We start from the raw sequence: 20,463 nt of genomic DNA on the forward strand, positions 1-20,463 counted from the left end.
CAATTCCCGCAGCCATTCCGTCACACAGCTCGCGGTGGACAATTCCGGACTTTGGCCGCACCTTCGCTCGCAAGAATCGCATTGCTGCGACATTAGAATGGACGAGGCTGGATGGGCAAAGCCCGTAATTTGATGGTGTCCACCGACGCAATCGACGCCGATGACCTGCCGGACATTGTCGACGTCGTCCTGGAGATGGGGCGGCCGGATGAAGGCCCCTCCCCTCCCCCGCCGCTCCTTGACCCGCGACAGACATCGTTGCCTACGCATCTCGAAAAGCTCGCCGACCGTGCGCGCGATTATGTCGAGGCAGCAAGTTCGGCGAACACCCGTCGCGCCTACGCAGCCGACTGGAAGCATTTTTGCGCCTGGTGCCGGCGCCAGTCTTTTGATCCATCGCGGCCGGACCCGCAGACCGTCGGCCTCTATATCACCGCGCAGGCTTCGGGCACTGGAAGGGACAAAAAGGCGGTGGCGACGATCGAGCGCCGCCTGTCATCCCTGACCTGGAACTACACGCAGCGCGGCCAATCGCTTGACCGGAAGGACCGTCATATCGCCACCGTGCTCGCCGGCATCCGCAACACGCACGCCGCCCCGCCCCGTCAGAAGGAGGCCGTGCTGCGCGACGATCTTGTTGCCATGCTGGAGACGCTCGACCGCGGCACGCTGCGTGGCCTGCGTGACCGCGCCATGCTGCTTTTGGGCTTCGCAGGCGGCTTGCGCCGCTCCGAAATCGTCGGCCTCGATCTTGGCCGCGATCAAACCGAGGATGGCCGCGGCTGGATCGAGTTTTTCCCATACAAAGGGGTGCTGGTGATATTGCGCGGCAAGACCGGCTGGCGCGAGGTCGAGATCGGCCGCGGCTCGTCCGACCCCACCTGCCCGGTCGTCGCCCTGCAGGCCTGGCTGAAGTTTGCCCGCATCGCGCATGGCCCTTTGTTCCGCCGTGTCACTGGTCAGGGCAAAACGGTAGGCGTCGATCGGCTCAACGATCAGGAGGTGGCCCGGTTGGTCAAGCGCACGGCCTTGGCCGCCGGCCTACGCGGCGATCTCTCCGAGAGCGAGCGGGGACAGAAGTTTTCCGGACATTCACTGCGCGCAGGCCTCGCTTCCTCCGCCGAGGTTGATGAACGCTATGTGCAAAAGCAGCTTGGCCACGTCGCCGCGGAGATGACCCGCAAGTACCAGCGACGGCGTGACCGTTTTCGCGTCAACCTGACCAAGGCGTCCGGGCTGTAGGAGATCGGGAAAAAGCCCCTCCCCTGCCCCCGTTTGAATCGAAAAACGAGTGCTTTCGGTCAAGGGTCGACGCTGCAAGCCTCGAGGAGTGTTGGCGCGAACGCAATACCCATCGCGCACTCTGACCTTAGCCCGAATTGGCCAACAAATCGTAAACGCAGGAGAGCGTATCCATGGAAACCAGGATCATCGACAGCCGTAACGATTTTGCGCAATGGGCGATCGATAGGTCCAATGCGATCCTAACGGATCAGGGTTCGGAACTCGCCACCGCGGCCCGCAACGGAAACGAAGCCCAAATCGCGGTGACAGCACAGGCGCTCGGCCAGGCGATCGTCGATGCGCTGATCGAGGCGTTCGATGGCCTCGCAGGCGACGAATGAGCCACCGCTTGGCCGACACGACTGGCTGCGCCACCGGAAAACGAGTGCCGGTGCGCCGGCTCCCAAATCCATCCCCCCATCATGATTTCGGACTACGCGGCCTCGGCGGCATTGCGAGAGACCCGCTCTTTCCGGCGCATCTTCACAACAAGGCCTTCGACGTCGAGCATGTCGCTCGCTTGGTCAGGCAATCGTGCTTGCCGCCGACGTCCGTTCCGATCTTCCGAAGGTGAGCTTACGTTGCTATTCTCAGGACACTCGCTGCGCGCCCGGCTCGCCTCCTCTGTGAGAGGAACGCTACGGCAGAGGCAGACCCGAAAATATCAGCGGCGGCGCGATCGATTCCGGACCACTTCACCAAACCGTCGGGCTTTGAACAAGCCTCTACCCCACGTGAGGGCGGCCATTTGCCTGCTTGCCGGTTGATGATGACAACGTATATACTTCATGAGTATCTAACCCGCAGGAGGCCGAGCATGCCGAAAGAAGCGGTTTTCACGATGAAGCTCGAACCGGAGCTGCGCGACGCCTTCATGGCCGAAACCGAAGCCGACCATCGGCCGGCGTCGCAGGTGGTCCGAGAGCTGATGCGTGACTACATCGAGCGCCGGCGTGAAGAACGGGAGTATAACGAGTTCCTCCGCCGCAAGGTCGAGGTCGCGCGGTCCTCGATGCGGGGCGGCCGAGGCCGGACGAATGACGAGATCGAGGCTGACTTCGCCGCCCGGCGTGCGAAGACGGCAAGCCAGGCGTGAGGGTCGTTTGGACGCCAGAGGCCGAACAGGACCGAGCCGACATTTGGGACTACATTGCGGCCGACAACGCGGCGGCTGCTGCTCGGATGGACCAGCTTTTCAGCGACGCGGCGGCGAGACTGGTCGATTTCCCCAAGCTCGGCCGCACGGGAAGAATCCCCGGCACGCGCGAGCTGATTCCACATGAGAGCTACCGCCTGGTTTACGAAGTCGAAGGCGAAACCTTGTGGGTGCTGGCCCTGGTGCATACAGCGCGCCGGTGGCCGCCGACGAAAGAGTAAGGCAGGGCTAAAGTCAAAGACACGAATTCGCGCCTCTTCCGTGAATGCCGCCGTTTGGACCGAAATTTGGCGTGGAATTTCAGCTTACCGCTTCAATTGAAATCGGAAACTAGGGCCACAGCGTGTATCACTATCTCGCTTATCGACGGTGATTGATCTCGCCGCGCAGGTCCGCGAAAATACGGTGCCTTGGATCGCTGGGCGGCCTTCCTCGACGTGGTTTAATGGATTCGCTCGCCCTGCTTAGTGGACCTCCTGCATGTGAGGAGCGCCGGAATGACAATAGAGCCGGTCCGCCTGCCTGGTTCTGCCACCGTCGGGGCGGTGCTCGCCGGCCTCCATCCGGGCTCAGCCGACATGGAACTAGGCCGTGTCCCGACGCAAATCTTCCGGATCCTCGTTCAGCGCCGCCGCGGTCGACAATTTTTACTGGCGCGACGACACACGCACAGTCTAGATCGTCGACGGTACCCGCGTCGGCGACCTCGCGTCTGGGCCAAGCGCGAGTTGACCGCACTCGGCGGCAACCTCACCGCCTTCTGGAACTGGCGCCGATCGGGGAACAAAAATTCGCCGAATGGCGCGGAACGAGCGTCTTGCCTTCGCTCCGCCGGCCTCGGTGGTCGCCGACTTCATACAGATCTCGCTCGGCCGCGACGTCGAATACCTGGCTGGATCGATCGTCGATCCCGACTGCAGTCCCTACAGCGCCGACGATCTGTTCGACCCGTCCTGGGTGCGGCGCGAACTTGTCACCGATGCACTCGTGCTTGCCGGACCCGTCTACCTGCGCGACCGCACGGCTGGCGGCATAGTCCATATGAAGAGCTTTCTGGCGTGCCGGACCCGCATCGAAGCAGAACAGCGGATGGCGCGACGAACAGAGCTCGAGAACCGTCAACCGCGAGTTCGGGCCGGACAGCGCACGTGACGCACCATTCCTGGGTCCCGACTGGTTCGATTCGTACGGCGCGAAAACCAGTTTTTTTGCGGACTGGGAACGATCGAGTGCATCTGTCGAACAAATTCATCATCATTGGGCTTTCGACATCCACGATTTGGAGCATCGCGGCCGGTGCCAGGTCGGTTTTATCCCGCGGCCGCTCAAAATGCCTGGCGAGAAGCTGCTGTTGGAAGAAGGCGCTTTGGTGCCGGACCGAGGCGATCAACTCCGAGATTGCTGCCGGTCGCATGGTTCTTCCTGATGATGCGCCGGGCACTGGGTCGATCCGGACGTCGGCGGTGCGATCGCTGAAAGCCTTCGCCAAGGACGCGTCCGTTTGCGCGATCGAGACGTCACTGGGTTGCTCGCTTGGGCCGACCGGCGCTATCTGTTCTAAGCGCCGACGGATACACATTTGCCGAAGGCCGTTGTCGACCGAAACCTGTGTGTGCGGCTCGTTGCTGTGTTGCCGTTCGACCGGGGCGATTTTCGGGCCGAGATCCTTAGCGACGACGATATTGCAGGCCGAAATCCACGTCATGTGATGGCAAGGTGGGTGGGTTTCACGTGAGTCGGGTCCGGCAGCCAAGTTGACTGCAGTCAACTGCGGACGGACGACATCTCTGTTAACCTTTCGTTAAGATTAAATTTGTTGCCGGATCGAAAGAATCAGGGCTAGATGCGGTTAATAGGCCGTGTCGGCTTTCAAAACGCATGTGCGGAAAATTTCGATGAATGTGATAATCCGGGAAGAGATTACAGAGGTCGATCTGCTAATCACCCAGCAGGCCAAAGACCTCTCCGCAATGCTTCACGAACATCGGCTCGAAATGTTCCCGCCGAATGCACAGAAAACCTTGCGACCGTTCCAGTTGTCGGAGGCTGCGCAATATCTCAACGTAACCAGCGGGTATCTGAAGAATTTGTCTCTCGAAGGCAAGGGGCCGCAGCCGATGGTAACACCATCCGGCCGCCGTTCATACACGGCCGTGCAGCTACTGGAGATGCGCCAGTATTTGGATAGAAACAGCCGGGCAGCGGCGAAGTATGTTCCGCACCGTCGAGGCACGGAACACTTGCAGATAATTGCGGTCGTCAATTTCAAGGGCGGCTCCGCAAAAACGACGACGGCAGCCCACTTGGCACAGCATTTGGCACTGACGGGGCACCGAGTTCTAGCTATCGACCTTGATCCGCAGGCCTCGCTTTCCGCCCTGCACGGCTTCCAGCCGGAGATCGACCACAACGAATCCCTCTACGAAGCCCTACGCTATGACGACGAAAGAAAACCGCTGTCGGCGCTAGTGAAGAAGACTAATTTCCCGAGCCTCGATATCGTGCCCGCGAATCTCGAGCTGCAGGAATTCGAATACGATACTCCCCTCGCCCTGGCTCAAAAGGACGGCTCCATGGGCCGCATCTTTTTCGGACGTCTCGATGAGGCCTTGGGGGACGTTGCACACCACTACGACGTAGTCATCATCGATTGCCCACCTCAGCTTGGTTATTTGACACTGACAGCGCTCTCTTCGTCTACCGGCATCCTGATCACCGTGCATCCACAGATGCTGGATGTTATGTCGATGTGCCAGTTCTTGCTGATGATGGGCGAGGTCATGGGCACTCTGAAGAGGGCAGGAGCCAACATGCGGCTCGACTGGCTTCGCTACCTTGTTACCCGCTACGAGCCTACTGACGGCCCCCAGAGCCAGATGGTCGCCTTTATGCGATCGCTGTTCAAGCAGCATGTGCTCGTCAACGAGATGCTGAAAAGTACCGCGATCTCGGACGCAGGGATAACGAAGCAGACGCTCTACGAGGTCGAACGCTCCCAGTTCACTCGGTCAACGTATGACCGCGCGATAGAATCGGTGCATCGCGTCAATTCGGAAATAGCAGAGTTGATCCACAAGGCTTGGGGGCGCTGATGTCCAGGAAGAACCTGCTGACCTCATTCACAGAACGAAAGTTGACTGCGGTCAACTCAGATCCGGCGAGTGATCTCTCCCCAGCAATGGAGCGAAACCGCAGCCGCGGTGCTTTCGGAGCCATAACGAGGTCGATCGACGAGCTAGCCGAGAAAGCCCATGCGGCAAAAGACATTGAATCCCGGCTCCTTGAAGGCGCTACAGTCATCGAACTCGATCCTGATAAGATCGACATCTCGTTCGTTTCAGATCGCATAGGTGATGATAAGGAGGCCTTCGAGGAGCTGGTGGAAGCCATCCGGCGCAGGGGGCAGGATAGTCCAATCCTAGTGCGTCCACATCCCGGCGTGATCGGCCGTTACATGACTGTATTCGGCCACCGACGGGCGCGGGCTGCTAAGGCGCTCGGGAGACCGGTGAAGGCGGTCGTCAAGGAACTGGACGATAGGGACCATGTGGTCGCCCAAGGGCAGGAAAACAGCGCGCGAGCCGATCTCTCGTTCATTGAGAAGGCCGTCTTTGCTGGCAACCTGGAGCGCAACGGCTACGATCGCGAAATCATCATGGCAGCGTTGTCTGTCGACAAAACCGTTGTCTCGAAAATGATTTCTGTCACCAAGGACATCCCGCCTGAAATCATCAACGCTATCGGAGCCGCCAAAAACAGCGGCCGAGACCGTTGGTACGATCTTGCTAAGAAAGTCAGGGAGGGGGGCGTTGCCGTTAAGGAACTGATGGCATCCCCCGAATTCAAAGCAGCTACAAGCGATGACCGATTGGAAATGCTGGCCCGACATCTGGCGGGACAACCCTCAGGCAAGATTCCGGCACCCGCTCGCAAAGAGCCGATCAAATCCTGGGCGCCGACGGATAGATTAGTTAGCGTTACCCTGAAGAAGTCCGCGAAAAAGGCCATCGTCACCCTTGAGGCCGCGGACGGGTCGCGTTTCGCTGAGTTCATCACCGGACAACTGGACGACCTCTATGTGGCCTTCCGGATGTCCACCAAGGAAGCAACGGGAGACTGAAACCGCAAAAGAAAAAGGCCCCCGAACGTCACCGTCGCGGAAGCCCTTCTCATCCTTAGCAAGCTGAGAATCACATTTTCGCGAATCACTGTCAAGAGTCATTGGCGTCGTTTTGGCGAGCAGATTTCTTTTGCCTGATAGAGGGTGAAAGAAAATGGAGACGGGTATTGCAACGACGCCATTTGGGCGGCGGCCGATGTCGCTTGCCATGTTGGCAGCGCAAAACGAGTCACGTGAGATCCCCAAGGGCAGGGTCGTCGACAAATGGCAGATCTACCGCAACCTCTGCGAGGGCAAGAGCATCGTCGGCATCGGCGATCGTGCGCTGGCCGTCCTGAATGCGCTGCTATCTTTCTATCCTGACAGTGAGTTGAGTGAGGAGAACGACCTCATCGTCTTTCCCTCGAACGCACAGCTGTCGCTCAGGGCGCACGGAATGCCCGATGCCACAGTCAGGCGGCACCTGGGGGCTCTTGTTGACTGCGGGCTGATCATCCGTCGGGATAGCCCGAACGGCAAGCGTTACGCCCGCAAGGGCAGAGGAGGGGAGATCGAGGAAGCATTTGGCTTCTCCCTGGCGCCGCTGCTGGCCCGGGCTTACGAGTTCGAGGCAGCCGCCGAGCGTGTCCGCGCCGATAACAGGGCGCTCAGGCTTATGCGCGAGCGGATCACCTTGCACCGCCGTGACATCCACAAGCTGATCGAGGCGGCCGTCGACGAAGATGTTCCGGGCGACTGGGGTGACCTGTGGAAGCGTTTCCGCGGCATTGTGGAGGCAATTCCGCGCCGAGCCTGCATTGCCGAGCTCGAACCGATCGTGGCGGATATGGCCGCATTACATGACGAAGTTGATAAGCTGCTGGAAACTCATATGAAATCCACGAATCCGAGCGGCAATGACTCACAAAACGAGCGGCAGCAATCTGATTCAAATACCGAATCTATTTTTGAATTTGAACCTGCTTTAGAGAAAAGCGGGTCGACGGCCGAGCCCAGGACGAGGACCGCAGAGGCGCCGAAAACATACCCGCTGGGGATGGTGCTGAAGGCCTGCCCCGAAATTGCGGATTATGCCGTCGACGGGATCGGCAATTGGCGCGATCTCATGATTACCGCCGCCCAAGTGCGGGGATATCTGGGCGTTTCGCCGTCAGCGTATGAGGAGGCTTGCCATGTGATGGGCCAGGAGATCGCGGCGATCGTGATTGCCTGCATCCTGCAAAGGGCGCAGCACATCAACTCGGCCGGCGGCTATCTGCGGGTACTGACCGAAAAGGCAACGGCAGGGCAGTTCTCAGTCGGGCCGATGCTGATGGCGGCGCTCAAGGCGAACGGGGCGACGGCGAGGATGACGGGATGACGATCGCCAATCCCGCAGCTTGTCGCTTTGCGCCAGCTCAAAGCGAATGCGAGTCGGTTCGCTGGCTGGCAAGCGTCTGGCTGGCTTTCTGCCGCGGTCTGACGGACAAGGCACAAGGGGAGGGCGGTTTCCGTGGGGCCTGTTCCCAATCATACGATGATCCGCGCTACTCGTTCCAGCTGCCGCCCGGCATGGATGCGAGTGCTTCGGCCTGTTATACGAACTCAGCCTTCCGAGTGCTGGCAATTCGATGTCGCATCAGCTGAGCTTGAGCCAGCCGTATGCTTTTGATCCACCCTAGTCCACGCATATTCAGTCGTCACCGTCCATGCGGCGCGGGTAGCATCTGAAAACCAACGCCGGCCAATTCGAAAAGCTCGAATTTTAACCGCCGCTAAAATTCGCCGCTCAATTGGCAAGGGTTTGCTGGGTAGCCCAACCTGCGACGAGGGGATCAGTTCCGCTTCCTTGCACTTAGAGATAATTTTAATCAACGTGGTGACGGCCTATTCAGCGCCCGTGTCTAAAGAAACGATATGACGCCGCGCACCAAGCGCATTGTGGGTAAATCACTGGTCGTGACGACAATTGCGGTCGTCGCGACCTTCGGTTTGTCGTTTACGGCAAGACTTGCGCTGCAGATGCCGATCGACTGGCTGAGTTGGGTGGAATGTACCTTCATTCCCATTCTGATCGGAATGCCGGTCAGTGCCTACATCTTCACCCAGTCGGAAACGATCCAGGATACTTGTAACAAGTTGGAGAAGTCACATGCAGCCCTGACGGAGGCGCATGACAGGCTCAGCTTCGTAACCAGCCATGATCCGATGACAGGACTCCTTAGCCGCGCCACAGATCTTTGCCAGCTCCACCATGCGGGTGAGTGGATTCATGGCACGGATGGACAGAAGCCGCGACGAAGGGGAATGCGACACACTTCTTCTGGTCGATCCGGATCACTTCTCTTCCATCAACGATAGGCACGGACACTCCAAGGGGGACGAGGTTCTGGTCCGGATTGCAAAAGCGCTCGTCTATACAACGCGCCCAGGCGACTCGGTTGGACGGCTTGGCGGGGAAGAGTTCGGCGTCTTGTTACGCGGCGTGCGCAAAGAGCAGGCAGGTACGATTGCGGAGAACATCCGTCGGCTTATTGAAGGCCTTCCGCGGGTCAAAGGGCAACAAGACGGCGTGAAAGTGACTGTCAGCATCGGAGGCGCAGAGATGGCTCGCGATGCAGACACTCAGGATGTCCTGCGCACTGCCGGACGCTGCCTTTTTGAAGCGAAACAACGTGGGCGGAACCGCGTTTCGTTCGACTATGAAGCCGCCAAGTTGCGGATCGTGACACCGTAGCCGACCGCGTGGGCAGGTGGAAAATGCACCCGGCAGGCGTTTGCGCCGCCGTAGAGAGCACACTCGTCATGCGCGACCCACACCACCGGCCGATCGAATGGGGTCTTGCAATTTTCGCTTCTGCTGCGTTTAACTCCCAGTCTCGAAATGAACCGGACTGGCTTGACGGCCAAGTCCACGTCGCAGTTGTCACGGAGGAATGCACAGATATGGCGACCGGAACCGTGAAGTGGTTCAACAGCACCAAGGGATTTGGATTTATCCAGCCCGACAATGGCGGTCAGGATGTTTTCGTCCACATGCCTCTCGACGCTGAATGACGGCCAGAAGATCAACTATGAGATCGAACAGGACCGCCGTACAGGCAAGTCCTCTGCCGGCAACCTCAGCAAAGCTGGCTGAATTTTCACCTGCGTCCCGGCAGCAGTGAATGAACGCGAGGTAAGGCGGGGATTGGTCTCCGCCTTTTCCTATTCTGCGCAGATCATGCCGATAAGGAGCTGCGCGCTCCAGAAAGACCCTCCAGAGATAGAGCTAGGCTGCGACCTTCTTGCGGGTCCGCTTCGCCGGCGCCGGCGTTGCCGACTCTTTCGGTTTGCGGCCGAGACCCATGCTCTTGGCCAACGCCGAGCGCGCAGCGGCGTAATTTGGCGCGACCATCGGATAATCCGCCGGCAAGCCCCATTTGGCGCGATATTCGTCCGGGGTCAGGCCATAGTGGGTTGAAAGATGGCGCTTTAGCGATTTGAATTTCTTCCCGTCTTCAAGGCAGATGATGTAGTCCGCCATCACCGACTTCCTGATCGGGACCGCAGGCTTAAGAGCCTCCGGCTCTGCTACGGAGACGCCTCCGGCGGTGCTTTTCAAAGCCGAGTGTACTTGGCCGATCAGGGCGGGGAGATCGCCCACCGGGATTGGATTATTCGAGACATAGGCTGAGACGACATCGGCGGTAAGCTCGATGAGGCTGTCGAGATTGTGATCGGCTTCTTCTGTCATGAAACTCTCCGGGTGGTTTGAAAGACAGCGGGCGAAGTCCTGCTACATATTGATGGCGGTCGCTGAAAGCAATAAATGTCTCGGCAGCATAAGTATCGGCATAAGCTAATGCTGATACGCGTCGGCCCCGGTGCTCGTTCGGCTGCTATGCGCCGGAACCGATGTGCAGCCGTGCCGTCTTGAGCCTTTGTAATTCCGAAAACAACGTGAGGAAATTACGCGCACCATAAAAACACGGCCAGGTGATTGGAGCCTGGGCATCCGTCGTTCGCCAGTGATGTGGGGCCAACGAAGCCGGTCTATTCCTGGCGTCTTCTCCGGATGACTGTTTGTCTTTGTTGCGAGTTGATCGGGCTTCCGCCGGAGCTTGGTCCGAGAATGAACTCAAACACGGGTTGCGGCTGACCGAGCGCTGTCGCCTGCAGGGCTGCCGGGGGCCTCGTGGTCTACTGGCATCTCATTGAGATGTCATCCTTGCTGACCTATATGCCAGCGTGCGTCGAGCGTTCTCCTCCCATTGCGTCCGACGCGTTCCCCTCTGGAGGTTTTTGACCTCTTGCTTGGCCGGGTGCTGCAAGCCCGGCCTTTTTCTTGCGCGCCAGAAGCGATGAAGCGGCTGCATCAGCGGCTATCAACATGGCGTGACCGGGCCCAACTTGCGAACTGGAAGGGGTCGCCCGCACGTGCTGCACTGCGAGCCGCTCTGTGATCCAGGGCGGACGCATCATTTGCTGGGAAGATCCGCTCAGGCGAGCGAATTGGATGATTAAGACAGGGTAGCTGAAAATTCTCGCCGGCGTGCGAGTAAATAGCGTCAGCGAACGGCGCCTACTTCATGTGAGGGGCCTACCGTCTTGCCGACCAGGCAAAGTCGGCATCTCACTATCGGCCGTCCGCCAGATCCAGGAATCGAACTCTGGTCGCGATGCGATCAGTTCGCTCAGCGTTTCCTGGTACGCACCGTCGGAGGAGGGGGGCACGATATAAAGGCCCACCGGCCGCGGCTGTGTCTGCAATATGGCCGTCGCGGTTGGCTTGTCCACCGGTAGATTGTAGCGCAGTCCTTTCATGCTTCGCTCCCTTGTCCTGGCAAGGGCGTCGACCAGCTTCTTTTCATAGGCGGACTCGTAAGGCACCCAATTCTCCGCCACGACCATGACGGCCATTTCCTCGATCACCGCCAGCCCCGCCGGGGTCAACCCGAAGGTGGCAATTGCGATCAAATGCGATGCCTCATCCGCGCCCCAGAGTGCCATCTCGGTTTCAAAACGGGTTTGAAACCGACGATGAAGGCTTTCGTCCAACAAGAACACGAAGCCCGGCATATGCTTGACGATCAGCTTGTGGCCGCTCCGAGCCGGGCTGAATTCCTTGACCTCGCCGACCAGGATCATCAGCTTTCTGGGGCCGCTCTTCGGGGGCAGCGCAGGTGCAAGCGCCTGACCGCGCCTTTGCTCGATCGCGATTTTATCGGCTGACCGGAACGGCTCGGGCACGAACAGAGTTTCGCTCAGCACTCCGCCCTTGACCGTCATCTGGCCAGCGGCCTCGACGAGGTGCCAACGGATATTCCACCAATGCTGTTTGCCAGCCCATCGCGACGTCCAGACCGTCAGCTCCGCTTCGTGCCAGAGATAATGGAGCAGGCCTCGCAGGGAGAGTTTCTTGGTGTCCCCGACTACGCTGTCCGAACCTGCGGCGCCAACTGCCGGCACAGATCGCGTGCCGACCTTCGACAAGCGAAAGTCCAGCTTCAGCGTGGCCATGCCGCTCTCGGAATCGACCTGGATAGCGCTGCCCATCAGCACGCCAAGGCCGGACAGTTCGTCGGGCGGCTCGTAAGAGGAACAGGAAGGATCATGGCTGCCACCCGACAGCGGCATCCGCTTGACCATGTATTGGTCGCCAACCTGCGCAATATACATCGCCGGGCCGGGCTCTTTGCACAAGCAAAGCGGTCGCAGCTTTCTACGATATGCATCCGCAAGCGCAGCCTGTAGATCAAGCGCCGCCTCCTCGATCACCTGGTCAGCAAGTCTGAAACGTCGCATTGCCTCCGTTGCTCCGGACGCCGCCGCATCCCCACGCCCATTGAGTCATGGTTTTGCCATCGAAGCAACGGGCATGTTCGTCACGGCATGATCGCCGGATCTCTCTCCGAGAGGGGCTGCGCTTGGCTGAACATCCGGCGTGCGGCTGGTCTTCACCTTGGGCGTGCGTTTTGGCGCTGCCACGCCGGCGGGCACTTCGATAGGCGACGGTGCGGCCAGCAGAGGAAGAGGGCAGGCGGGGCTTTCGGTGGGCGGACGAAGGTCCGGGAGAGAGACTCCTGGCGTCCGCCGCGGAGCAAACCCATGACACAGATGGAAATTCAGGCACCGACGCGCAACGCGCGTGCAGGCTACAAGGTGGACGTGAGCCGAGGCCAGCGCGTCGGCCGCGTTTCGTCGGAGTGGTTCAACCGACCGGCCGACGAGCGCTACCTGTCGCTCACCGACCTGCGGAACTCGGTGAGGGCACGGTCGCAGCGCAGCCGTATGCGCGTTGTCGAAAGCGAACGCATCCGCGTCGAAGCCAGCCGCGACGACGCCGAACGTCTCATGCTCATGCTGCCAGATGCCGAGGCACCGGTTGTGCCCACCCATTGGAGCTTTGGCCAGCTTGCCAGCCTTGTCGGGGCACCAGCTGCTTATCTGCGCCAACTCCCGGCCCCGCTTGCCGCCATCAATCTCCAGTACGGGCTGACCTCGCGGCGGACAGAGCAGGTAAAAACGCTTGAAATCCAGAACGGCCGCGTCGAGCTGCGGGCGGTGACCGGTCCCGACTACGGCCGGATTTTCGACCACGAGCTGGTCGAGGCCGTGCAGAAGATTGCCGGCAATGGCACCGGCGACACGCGGTGGAAGGTGCCGGGCGTACTCGACTGGTCGACGGGAATCTACAACCCCAATGTCGACATCTCCAAGAACACGACGACGCTCTATGCATCCGACCGCGACGTCTTTGTCTTTCTGGTTGACGACCTCAACCCGATCGAGGCCGGAAAGCTGCCAAACGGCGATCCAGATCTCTTCTTTCGCGGCTTCTACTGCTGGAATTCGGAAGTGGGCGCCAGGACACTGGGAATCGCCAGCTTCTATCTTCGTGCGGTTTGCCAGAATCGGAATCTTTGGGGCGTGGAAAATTTTGAGGAGATTACCATCCGGCATTCCAAATATGCAGCTTCCCGCTTCGCCGCCGAGGCGGAACCGGCGCTGATCCAGTTCGCCGAATCCTCGCCAATGCCGTTCGTCAACGGCATTAAGGCCGCGCGGGAGCGGATCGTCGCCCGCGATGACGAAGACCGCGAGAGCTTTCTGCGCAAGCGCGCCTTCTCGAAGGTTGAAACCACGAAGATCATCGATGCTGTGTTGGCCGAACAAGGCAGGCCGCCGGAGTCGATCTTCGATTTTGTGCAGGGCATCACGCGGGTCGCGCGTGACAAATCGCACCAGGATGTCCGCCTGGAGATGGAAGGCAAGGCCAAGAAGCTCTTCGATTTGGCTGCCTGAAGCATCCCGATGCCAGCCTCGCTGCGGCGATCTCCGGTTGTTTCCCCGGCGTCGTCCTCGAGCACAAGGCCGGCGTCTTCGCACGTGGTGGTCAGAAAAAGGGAAGGCAGGCCGTCGGCCTGTCCCCGCTCTCAACTGTTACACCAGAGAGACGACGGATGTGCTCTCCTTCGCCAGTCCTTATTCGGCATTCCGGTCCGAAAACTCTCCCAGGGGACCCTGCCGATCGGTTCACTTATTCGGTAGCGGGTTGAGACACTCCGATTGCTGGCACATCAAGCCCCTCAATTTCCTGCATCACTTTTCCGGCGATGCCCTGCAGGTCACCATACATGCCGACGGTCGACTCGATTACCCCTTGGATCTGCGCCTCGCGCTTGGCCCACAGACGTGTTGTGGCCTTGCGTTCCTTGGCGAGGTCCTCCTGCATATCCGAGAATTTTTCCACGATCGCCTCGACGCGATGTCGGAACCGCGGACCGGTCAGATAGCCGTAGACCTGCTCCATTTTGGTGGCCTGGCCGTCCTGGGCGAGGCGCGAGTTGGCCAGCTCGATCAGGGATTGCCGGAGCAAAATGGCGATCGGGATCGCACATTTGGGGTGGGCGACATAGACTCCGTCCAAAAGATCGAAAGTTTCCACACCGGGAGGCAACGCTTCCGAGACCATCAGCGCAATATCCGCTCTCGCGGCTCGTTGATCGCCTCTGAGCTTACCCAGCCAGCCCTGGCTCCAGTTCTTCGTGCGTTTCGACTCCCACAAAATGGCGCCGCAGGGCTGGCTGGCCGGTCCGACCACGCGGTGCAAGACGTCTCCGCCGAACTCGCCCTTGGCGACCGGTTCGATGATGTCCATCGGGAAACGGCTGGCAATGAGGGATTCCAGCTCGAGCTCGAGGACCTCGCCCTGCAACTGCTGGGAGCCCTGTTCGGCACGACGCTTCAGCTCCTCGATCTGACGCTGCATGCCGGCAATCTGTTCCTCTTTCTCCGCAACCTTCATTTTGAGGCCATCTTCGGCTTCGGACCTCGCCTTGATGCGAACGGCGTCCAGCCCTTCCTGGATCTTTCTTTCGATGGTCAGCGCCATCTCGCGCTTCTCATCATCGAGCGCACGTTGCTGTTTCAGGAATTCCGCCTGTTGCTGTTGAGCCTCGGCGAGTTTCTCGTCCCGCGCCTTGAGGGTCGCCTCGATCTCGGCAAGCTTCTTGTCCCGGTCTTCAAGATCGACCGAGAGCAGCAGCCTGGCTTTGCGAGCTTCCTCGGCCGCGATAGCCACACGCTCGAGCTTGATTTTTGCGGCCACCTGGTTGTCGATGTCCGCCTGGGCGGCATCAATTGCGGCTTGTTTGCGTTGAAGCTCTTCCTCCCGGGCCGCGATGGAGGCGTTGCTTTGCGCCAGACGCCGCTCGTAGTCCTCGCGCGTAGCGGCAATCAGCGGAGCGGCAAGCGACTCGTTCAGCTTTATGTCAGCCTTGCAGCTTGGACAGCTGATTGTCGGTTCGTTGAGAGTCCTGGGCTGGACTGTCATTCGCGGTGACTCCCTTAGGAAGCTGGATGATGGAGGCGCCAGACTATATCTTAGGAGCCGCTTTTGAAAAAGAACAAAGAGCGAACCTACGTAGTTATCCCCCGCGCAAGGGCCGGCGAAGCTTCGCTGCATTATTGCAGATTGCTGGAAAGCAAAGCGCGCCTCCGCCGAGGCGGGGAACTCAGGTTTATTCGGAGCCAGCCGCCACACCCCTGGCCACCCCGTCAGCCTCGGCCGACAGACGCTGATCCACCAGCTCATGGATTAAGCCGATAGGCTGAAGGCACTCGGGCAGGCTCGGAAGTACCGAAATCTGCAAGCCGAATTATAGATCCGCTCGCTGTCCACGGCGCGCATGACACGATTGCCGGCGCTGGCGCCAGCGTCAGAGGCAAAGGGGGGAGGGGAGGTTTCTGACGGGCTTGGAGGTGCGGGGAGAGGCCCCGGGCCGCCCGTCGTGGAGAACCTGACCATGGCAAAGGCCATTCAGAAGATCGCTATGAACCCATCGGAAAACATTCCTTACGACAAGCTCGTGTTGTCGCAGAAGAATGTTCGGAGGGTAAAGGACGGCGTTTCCATCGAGCAGCTCGCCGAAGACATCGGACGGCGCATGCTGCTCCAAAGCCTGAACGTCCGTCCCGTGCTCGACGAAGGTGGCGAGGAGACCGGCACGTTCGAAGTGCCCGCCGGTGGCCGCCGCTATCTCGCGCTCGGCATGCTCATCAAGCAGAAGCGGCTGGCAAAGAACGAGCCGATCCCGTGCATCGTCAATCGCAGTACGGCGACATCGGCGGAAGAGGACTCTCTGGCCGAGAACTTCCACCGCGAGGATCTTCATCCTCTCGACCAGTTCCGGGCGTTCAAGACACTGAGCGACCAGGGACTCGATCATGAAGAAATCGCCGCGCGCTTCTTTGTTTCGTCAGCGACGGTGAAGCAGCGCCTGCGGCTCGCCTCGGTCTCCCCCAGGCTGCTCGATCTCTATGAGAAGGATGAAATCCGGCTTGAGCAGATCATGGCGTTCTCGATTTCGGACGACCATGCCCGCCAGGAGCAGGTCTGGGCGCGCATCAATAACAACCAGCATATGCAGGAGCCCTACTACATCAGGCGCCTCCTGACGGAGACGACGGTGCGTGCCGACGATCGCCGGGCGGTCTATGTCGGCGCCGAGGCCTATGAGGCCGCCGGCGGCGTCATACTGCGCGACCTGTTTGAGCAGGATTCCGGTGGCTGGTTCCAGGATGCAGCTCTCCTCGAACAGCTGGTCTTCGACAGACTGAAGGGAGATGCCGAGACCGTTCGCGCCGACGGCTGGAAGTGGGTCGAGGCGGCGATCAGCTTCCCGTACGGCCACACCTCCGGCATGCGGCGCGTTTATGCCGAGCCGGCGGAATTGAGCACCGAGGAGATCGCCCGCTATGACGCGGTGAAGGCCGAGTATGATGCGCTCGATGCCAAATATGCCGAGATGGAGGACGCCGACCAGGAGATCGAGGACACGCTCGATCAGCTCGGCGCCGAACTCGACGCGTTCAGCGATCGCCCCCAGGTCTATGACCCGGCGCAAAAGGCCATCGCCGGAGCGTTTGTGGCGCTCGGGGCCAACGGCCAGCTGCAGATCGAAGCCGGCTTTGTCCGCCCCGAGGACGAACCACGGGTCGAGACGGGCGATGACGATGAAGAAGCCGAGGGCGGGGATCGCGACCCGTCGCAGTCCGACGATGACAGTGCCAACCAGGTCGTCGTCAACGGCCGGTCCGTGAACGGCGCATCCGACACGGCCGAAGAGCCCGAGGATGAAGGGATCAAGCCGCTGCCCGATCGCCTCGTCTTCGATCTTACCGCGCAGAAGACGCTTGCGCTGCGCAACGCGCTCGCAAGTGACGTCGACATTGCCTTCGTCACGGTTCTCCACTCGCTCGTGCTGCAGGTGTTCTACCGGTTCGCCAAGGACAGCTGCCTCGAGATCAACATGGTGAGCAACAGTTTTGGCCAGGTCCAGGGTCTCGCCGAGACCCCTTGGGCAAAGGAGATCGCCGAGCGTCACGAGGCCTGGGACAGGGATATGCCGGAGAGCAGCAATCTCTGGGAGTTCCTGCTCGGTCTCGACGAAGCGAGTCGCAAGGCGCTGTTCGCACACTGCGCGTCGCTCTCGCTCAACGCCGTCATCGAGCCGTGGAACAGGCGGTCAGGCGCCCTTGCCCATGCCGACGCACTGGCCGCCGCGCTCAGCTTCGACATGGTCGAGGCCGGCTGGTCGCCCACGGTGGAGAACTATCTCGGCCGTGTCACCAAGGCCCGGATTGTTCAGGCGGTTCGCGAGGCACGCGGCGAGGATTCCGCGCAGCTGATCGATCACATGAAGAAGGACTTGATGGCACGGGAGGCCGCCCGCCTTCTCGAAGGATCGAGCTGGCTGCCTGAGCCGCTGCGCCTCGATGTCGACGACGCGGTTGCTGAAGCCGCCGACGCCGTCACCGACGAAATGACGGATGAGGCGTTACTCGACGGCGATGCCGCCGAGCTTCCGGCCTTCCTCGCCGACGATACCGGCACGCCCTCCGATGAACCGGCGACCGTCGCCGGGGAGGAACCCGACCACCTCCAGGCCGCCGAGTAATCGGCCTCCTGCTCACCTCTGGGCCCGGCATCTCCGCCGGCCCCTTTTGTTTTCCGACAAGGAGAAAAACGCATGTCCGCACATACAATTTACGATTGCGCCTCTCTGGGAAGCGTTCTCCGCTATTCTGACGGCACAGCGAGGCCGCCGGCCCGCTTCAGAAAGAAGCTGTCCGCCTGGGAGAGCCGCAACGGCACCGGCCGACTGGTCAAGAAGGAGCCGCCGCGAACGCGCGCGACCTATAGCTCGCCACCCTGTTTCACCTTGCATGAAGGCGATTTCGGCCAAGGGGGCACCGTCGTTGTCTCTGTCCGACGCACTTGGTCCGTCGAGAGCGATCTGCGTTTCGAGGTCGTCGAGCGTCCCGCGATCGGAATGGTCCGCGTCCTGCAGGACATCGGCGAAAGCCCGGAACTCCTGCATCTCGCCAGGGATCGCGAGGCCGCCGAACGCTGGATCGCCAACAATCCGTACAGCCGGGCTTATCTCGAGGAGGTCTCCGCCGATGAGGTCGGCGCCGACGTCATCGAAGGCCGCGCGGTTGCCTGACTTCCTCATCGCATTAAACCAACCCACGACATGCCCGGCGGTCGCGCAAGCGATCGCCGGGCATGTTCCGTTTCATGGAGACCCGACATGTTCGACTGGAACACAAGCTGCTCCTACAACGAGCAGCAGAAGAGACGTTTTCATACGAGGGCGCGCTCACGGCTGAAAGAGCTTGTCGCCGAACTTGCCTTGCCGCCGGGTAGCTTTGACCTGCGCTCGAACAGGGCGGGCATCGCCGTATCCGGTGAAATCACCCTGCATCATGACCGCGCCTATATCCAGGTCGGCCAGTTCGGGCTGTCGTCGGGGCACGGTATTCTGATCCGCACCTGCAAGGGCCGCAAGGACTATACTGGCGGGGCCAACCACTTCGTCGCGCTCGGCATGCTCGACGACATCCCGGCGCTCGCCGCAGCGGTCCACGCCATTACGGGCGTCGGACACGATTCCGCGCCTTCCGCGGATCGCCGCGCCGCCTGAACTGCCCATCGATCCGTCACCCGCCGACAGTCACCCGCTGCAGCGCTGCTGTGGCGGGCGACCGCCTATTTCCGGAGAGCAGCCATGTCCACCCATCCCCCGTTCCGAAAGGTGTTCGACGGCGTCGCAACGCGCGAGCAGATGTTCCGGCTCTTCAACCGGCACAAAGACACCCCGGGTATAGATCCAATTTCCGGCACGCCCTACGCCGGCGAGTATTTCGAGATTGCCGCCGAGCAATACCACTTCATGCTCGCGCTCCTGCCGCCGCTGTTCCAGCGAACCGGCATGTTCGGCATGTCCGAATACAAGGCTGGCTACGTGACCAGCGTCTTTTACGCCATCAGGATCCGTGGCCGCGAACGATGGTTCCACGGCTTCTGCGACCTCTCCGACAAACGCAGTCCGGACGCCATGCGCGCGGCGATCATCGCCCACGAGACGGGCGCCGTCGGCAGCATGACGCGCGAGGAAAAGCTGGAGGCGATCTGGTCCGCCACCCATTCCGACTTCAAGGGCATCGCCGGCGAGGCAAATCCGGACGCCTGGCCGCGTGAGCATCACGGCAAGCGAACCATCCTGATCAATGCTGGCGCGCAGGGGACAGTCCTCAAGCTGCTGGAAGATCTCTCCGACGAAGAGATCGGCAAGCTTCTGCCCGTGCCCCGATCGCCATGTAAATCATAGGAGGGAAAGTACAAGGAAGGACCCACGGCGGGGACTAAGTGGAGCGCGTATGAGGCTCTGCTTGAGACTCTGGCGCTAAGCATCCCGACAGGGTGATCTCGCATCGGTCGCGCAAGAAAATCCGTCGTGGTGAAATCTAGCCGCGTAGCAGGTAACCCGCGTTTCGCAGGGCGCCGATAAAGAGGCTGACGTGGCCTGTGATGTCGATTGTGGCCTGCGTCGACAATGGCAATCTGGTCCAATTTTCTAGCGGAGCGATGAAGCTTGAGAACCCGCCATTGATCACGCAATGGCGGATTCCAGAACCCTGCTTGTCCAATGCCAGTATACCCATTTGATCGCTTGAATATTGAATGGCCGCGACGCGCTGGACCTCCGCGTCACCCTCGATCCTGACGTCGAAAAGCAGGATGCCGCGGCTCCTGGCGGCTATTTCGGCCGCTTTGTCACCGAAGCTTAAGGGAAGGGCGTGGACGCTGTCGAGCGCCATCCTGAAAACCAGCGCATCCAACTCATCCGTCGCCATACGAGAAACTGCTTGCAACGCAGCGGTAATTGCAATCGACGCCCCAGTTTGTGCACAGTTGTCTGCTCACAGCGCCCGGTTGTCGTGGCTTTGGGTTCGTTCGACAGCCCTGTATCGTCGTCTGGCTTAGTGTCCGTTCCAAAAAGAGTTGAGTGATTTCAGCAGGTTGTGATTCCGTCGGATTTGCGAGATTCGATGGAGATCACGATGGCCTGGACTGAAATCACCCGTGCGCATT

General features: G+C 60.3%; 20 protein-coding genes and 1 pseudogene. 17 read left to right on the forward strand and 4 right to left on the reverse strand.

Annotated elements, in window-relative coordinates; genetic code table 11:
• Positions 1–111 precede the first annotated feature (111 nt).
• The 12 genes and pseudogenes from FFS37_RS32160 to FFS37_RS32215 all read left to right on the forward strand — a co-directional run bounded on the left by FFS37_RS32160 (position 112) and on the right by FFS37_RS32215 (position 9,678).
• Entirely contained in the window at positions 112–1,242 is a 1,131-nt protein-coding gene (locus FFS37_RS32160) for a site-specific integrase (protein ID WP_137934961.1), read from the forward strand.
• Positions 1,243–1,415: 173 nt separating this feature from the next.
• Positions 1,416–1,625 carry a hypothetical protein gene (locus FFS37_RS32165; RefSeq protein ID WP_137934962.1) on the forward strand — a complete coding sequence of 70 codons (210 nt, stop codon included), beginning with the start codon at positions 1,416–1,418 and terminating at the stop codon, positions 1,623–1,625.
• Between the two features lie 476 nt (positions 1,626–2,101).
• The gene (locus FFS37_RS32175; protein WP_137934963.1) at positions 2,102–2,380 is read left to right on the forward strand and encodes an antitoxin of toxin-antitoxin stability system; all 279 of its coding nucleotides are present in this window, start codon (positions 2,102–2,104) and stop codon (positions 2,378–2,380) included.
• Positions 2,377–2,661 carry a type II toxin-antitoxin system RelE/ParE family toxin gene (locus tag FFS37_RS32180; protein WP_137934964.1) on the forward strand — a complete coding sequence of 95 codons (285 nt, stop codon included), beginning with the start codon at positions 2,377–2,379 and terminating at the stop codon, positions 2,659–2,661. Before FFS37_RS32175 ends, FFS37_RS32180 begins: the two co-directional genes overlap by 4 nt.
• A 577-nt stretch (positions 2,662–3,238) precedes the next feature.
• On the forward strand, positions 3,239–3,592 hold the full coding sequence (locus FFS37_RS36300; RefSeq protein ID WP_232375855.1) for a hypothetical protein: 354 nt from the start codon (positions 3,239–3,241) through the stop codon (positions 3,590–3,592).
• 743 nt (positions 3,593–4,335) lie between these two features.
• Entirely contained in the window at positions 4,336–5,532 is a 1,197-nt protein-coding gene (gene repA / locus FFS37_RS32190; protein ID WP_137934965.1) for a plasmid partitioning protein RepA, read from the forward strand.
• A complete protein-coding gene (repB, locus tag FFS37_RS32195) occupies positions 5,532–6,560 on the forward strand; it encodes a plasmid partitioning protein RepB (protein WP_171026508.1) in 1,029 nt (342 codons plus the stop codon). Before repA ends, repB begins: the two co-directional genes overlap by 1 nt.
• A gap of 154 nt (positions 6,561–6,714) precedes the next feature.
• Positions 6,715–7,920 carry a plasmid replication protein RepC gene (gene repC / locus FFS37_RS32200; protein ID WP_137934966.1) on the forward strand — a complete coding sequence of 402 codons (1,206 nt, stop codon included), beginning with the start codon at positions 6,715–6,717 and terminating at the stop codon, positions 7,918–7,920.
• A complete protein-coding gene (locus FFS37_RS32205) occupies positions 7,917–8,186 on the forward strand; it encodes a hypothetical protein (protein WP_137934967.1) in 270 nt (89 codons plus the stop codon). The genes repC and FFS37_RS32205 overlap by 4 nt, the downstream gene beginning before the upstream one ends.
• A gap of 270 nt (positions 8,187–8,456) precedes the next feature.
• Positions 8,457–8,900: a hypothetical protein gene (locus tag FFS37_RS35905; RefSeq protein WP_171026509.1), complete on the forward strand. Its 444-nt coding sequence runs from the start codon at positions 8,457–8,459 to the stop codon at positions 8,898–8,900.
• A complete protein-coding gene (locus tag FFS37_RS32210) occupies positions 8,812–9,276 on the forward strand; it encodes a GGDEF domain-containing protein (protein WP_171026510.1) in 465 nt (154 codons plus the stop codon). Before FFS37_RS35905 ends, FFS37_RS32210 begins: the two co-directional genes overlap by 89 nt.
• Positions 9,277–9,485: 209 nt before the next feature.
• Positions 9,486–9,678: pseudogene (locus FFS37_RS32215) on the forward strand (cold-shock protein).
• A 132-nt stretch (positions 9,679–9,810) separates the two neighbouring features.
• On the opposite strand, the gene FFS37_RS32220 reads toward FFS37_RS32215, so the two are convergent.
• Together FFS37_RS32220 and FFS37_RS32230 are read right to left on the reverse strand one after the other, a co-directional pair.
• Positions 9,811–10,275 (reverse strand): MucR family transcriptional regulator, encoded by a 465-nt coding sequence (locus FFS37_RS32220; protein ID WP_137934969.1) that lies wholly within the window; start codon positions 10,273–10,275, stop codon positions 9,811–9,813.
• A gap of 833 nt (positions 10,276–11,108) precedes the next feature.
• Positions 11,109–12,326: a DUF1173 domain-containing protein gene (locus FFS37_RS32230; RefSeq protein WP_137934970.1), complete on the reverse strand. Its 1,218-nt coding sequence runs from the start codon at positions 12,324–12,326 to the stop codon at positions 11,109–11,111.
• 303 nt (positions 12,327–12,629) lie between these two features.
• On the opposite strand from FFS37_RS32230, the gene FFS37_RS32235 reads away from it, so the two are divergent.
• Entirely contained in the window at positions 12,630–13,826 is a 1,197-nt protein-coding gene (locus FFS37_RS32235; protein ID WP_137934971.1) for a DUF932 domain-containing protein, read from the forward strand.
• Between the two features lie 235 nt (positions 13,827–14,061).
• On the opposite strand, the gene FFS37_RS32240 is transcribed toward FFS37_RS32235, so the two are convergent.
• Positions 14,062–15,357, reverse strand: a complete 1,296-nt coding sequence (locus FFS37_RS32240; RefSeq protein WP_137934972.1) for a DUF2130 domain-containing protein — start codon at positions 15,355–15,357, stop codon at positions 14,062–14,064.
• 472 nt (positions 15,358–15,829) lie between these two features.
• Here FFS37_RS32240 and FFS37_RS32245 point away from each other — a divergent pair, with 472 nt between their 5' ends.
• From FFS37_RS32245 to FFS37_RS32260, 4 genes are all read left to right on the forward strand, one after another.
• Entirely contained in the window at positions 15,830–17,983 is a 2,154-nt protein-coding gene (locus FFS37_RS32245) for a ParB/RepB/Spo0J family partition protein (RefSeq protein WP_137934973.1), read from the forward strand.
• A 72-nt stretch (positions 17,984–18,055) separates the two neighbouring features.
• Positions 18,056–18,532: a hypothetical protein gene (locus FFS37_RS32250; RefSeq protein ID WP_137934974.1), complete on the forward strand. Its 477-nt coding sequence runs from the start codon at positions 18,056–18,058 to the stop codon at positions 18,530–18,532.
• A gap of 87 nt (positions 18,533–18,619) precedes the next feature.
• Positions 18,620–19,012: a hypothetical protein gene (locus tag FFS37_RS32255; RefSeq protein ID WP_137934975.1), complete on the forward strand. Its 393-nt coding sequence runs from the start codon at positions 18,620–18,622 to the stop codon at positions 19,010–19,012.
• A gap of 84 nt (positions 19,013–19,096) precedes the next feature.
• Entirely contained in the window at positions 19,097–19,699 is a 603-nt protein-coding gene (locus FFS37_RS32260) for a DUF1419 domain-containing protein (protein ID WP_137934976.1), read from the forward strand.
• A 136-nt stretch (positions 19,700–19,835) separates the two neighbouring features.
• On the opposite strand, the gene FFS37_RS32265 is transcribed toward FFS37_RS32260, so the two are convergent.
• On the reverse strand, positions 19,836–20,225 hold the full coding sequence (locus FFS37_RS32265; protein ID WP_137934977.1) for a hypothetical protein: 390 nt from the start codon (positions 20,223–20,225) through the stop codon (positions 19,836–19,838).
• Positions 20,226–20,463: the final 238 nt, after the last annotated feature.

It is taken from the genome of Mesorhizobium comanense, assembly GCF_005503535.1.
Lineage (GTDB): Bacteria > Pseudomonadota > Alphaproteobacteria > Rhizobiales > Rhizobiaceae > Mesorhizobium > Mesorhizobium comanense.

Bases quoted from the DNA above. Each gene is read 5' to 3' on its own strand.
- FFS37_RS32175 (WP_137934963.1), top strand. From the start codon at position 2,102: ATGCCGAAAGAAGCGGTTTTCACGATGAAGCTCGAACCGGAGCTGCGC.
- FFS37_RS32255 (WP_137934975.1), top strand. From the start codon at position 18,620: ATGTTCGACTGGAACACAAGCTGCTCCTACAACGAGCAGCAGAAGAGA.
- repA (WP_137934965.1), top strand. From the start codon at position 4,336: ATGAATGTGATAATCCGGGAAGAGATTACAGAGGTCGATCTGCTAATC.
- FFS37_RS36300 (WP_232375855.1), top strand. From the start codon at position 3,239: ATGGCGCGGAACGAGCGTCTTGCCTTCGCTCCGCCGGCCTCGGTGGTC.
- FFS37_RS32165 (WP_137934962.1), top strand. From the start codon at position 1,416: ATGGAAACCAGGATCATCGACAGCCGTAACGATTTTGCGCAATGGGCG.
- FFS37_RS32250 (WP_137934974.1), top strand. From the start codon at position 18,056: ATGTCCGCACATACAATTTACGATTGCGCCTCTCTGGGAAGCGTTCTC.
- FFS37_RS32265 (WP_137934977.1), bottom strand. From the start codon at position 20,225: ATGGCGACGGATGAGTTGGATGCGCTGGTTTTCAGGATGGCGCTCGAC.
- FFS37_RS32160 (WP_137934961.1), top strand. From the start codon at position 112: ATGGGCAAAGCCCGTAATTTGATGGTGTCCACCGACGCAATCGACGCC.
- FFS37_RS32230 (WP_137934970.1), bottom strand. From the start codon at position 12,326: ATGCGACGTTTCAGACTTGCTGACCAGGTGATCGAGGAGGCGGCGCTT.
- FFS37_RS32235 (WP_137934971.1), top strand. From the start codon at position 12,630: ATGACACAGATGGAAATTCAGGCACCGACGCGCAACGCGCGTGCAGGC.
- FFS37_RS32260 (WP_137934976.1), top strand. From the start codon at position 19,097: ATGTCCACCCATCCCCCGTTCCGAAAGGTGTTCGACGGCGTCGCAACG.
- FFS37_RS32205 (WP_137934967.1), top strand. From the start codon at position 7,917: ATGACGATCGCCAATCCCGCAGCTTGTCGCTTTGCGCCAGCTCAAAGC.
- FFS37_RS32240 (WP_137934972.1), bottom strand. From the start codon at position 15,357: ATGACAGTCCAGCCCAGGACTCTCAACGAACCGACAATCAGCTGTCCA.
- FFS37_RS32210 (WP_171026510.1), top strand. From the start codon at position 8,812: ATGGCACGGATGGACAGAAGCCGCGACGAAGGGGAATGCGACACACTT.
- repC (WP_137934966.1), top strand. From the start codon at position 6,715: ATGGAGACGGGTATTGCAACGACGCCATTTGGGCGGCGGCCGATGTCG.
- FFS37_RS32245 (WP_137934973.1), top strand. From the start codon at position 15,830: ATGGCAAAGGCCATTCAGAAGATCGCTATGAACCCATCGGAAAACATT.
- FFS37_RS32220 (WP_137934969.1), bottom strand. From the start codon at position 10,275: ATGACAGAAGAAGCCGATCACAATCTCGACAGCCTCATCGAGCTTACC.
- FFS37_RS35905 (WP_171026509.1), top strand. From the start codon at position 8,457: ATGACGCCGCGCACCAAGCGCATTGTGGGTAAATCACTGGTCGTGACG.
- repB (WP_171026508.1), top strand. From the start codon at position 5,532: ATGTCCAGGAAGAACCTGCTGACCTCATTCACAGAACGAAAGTTGACT.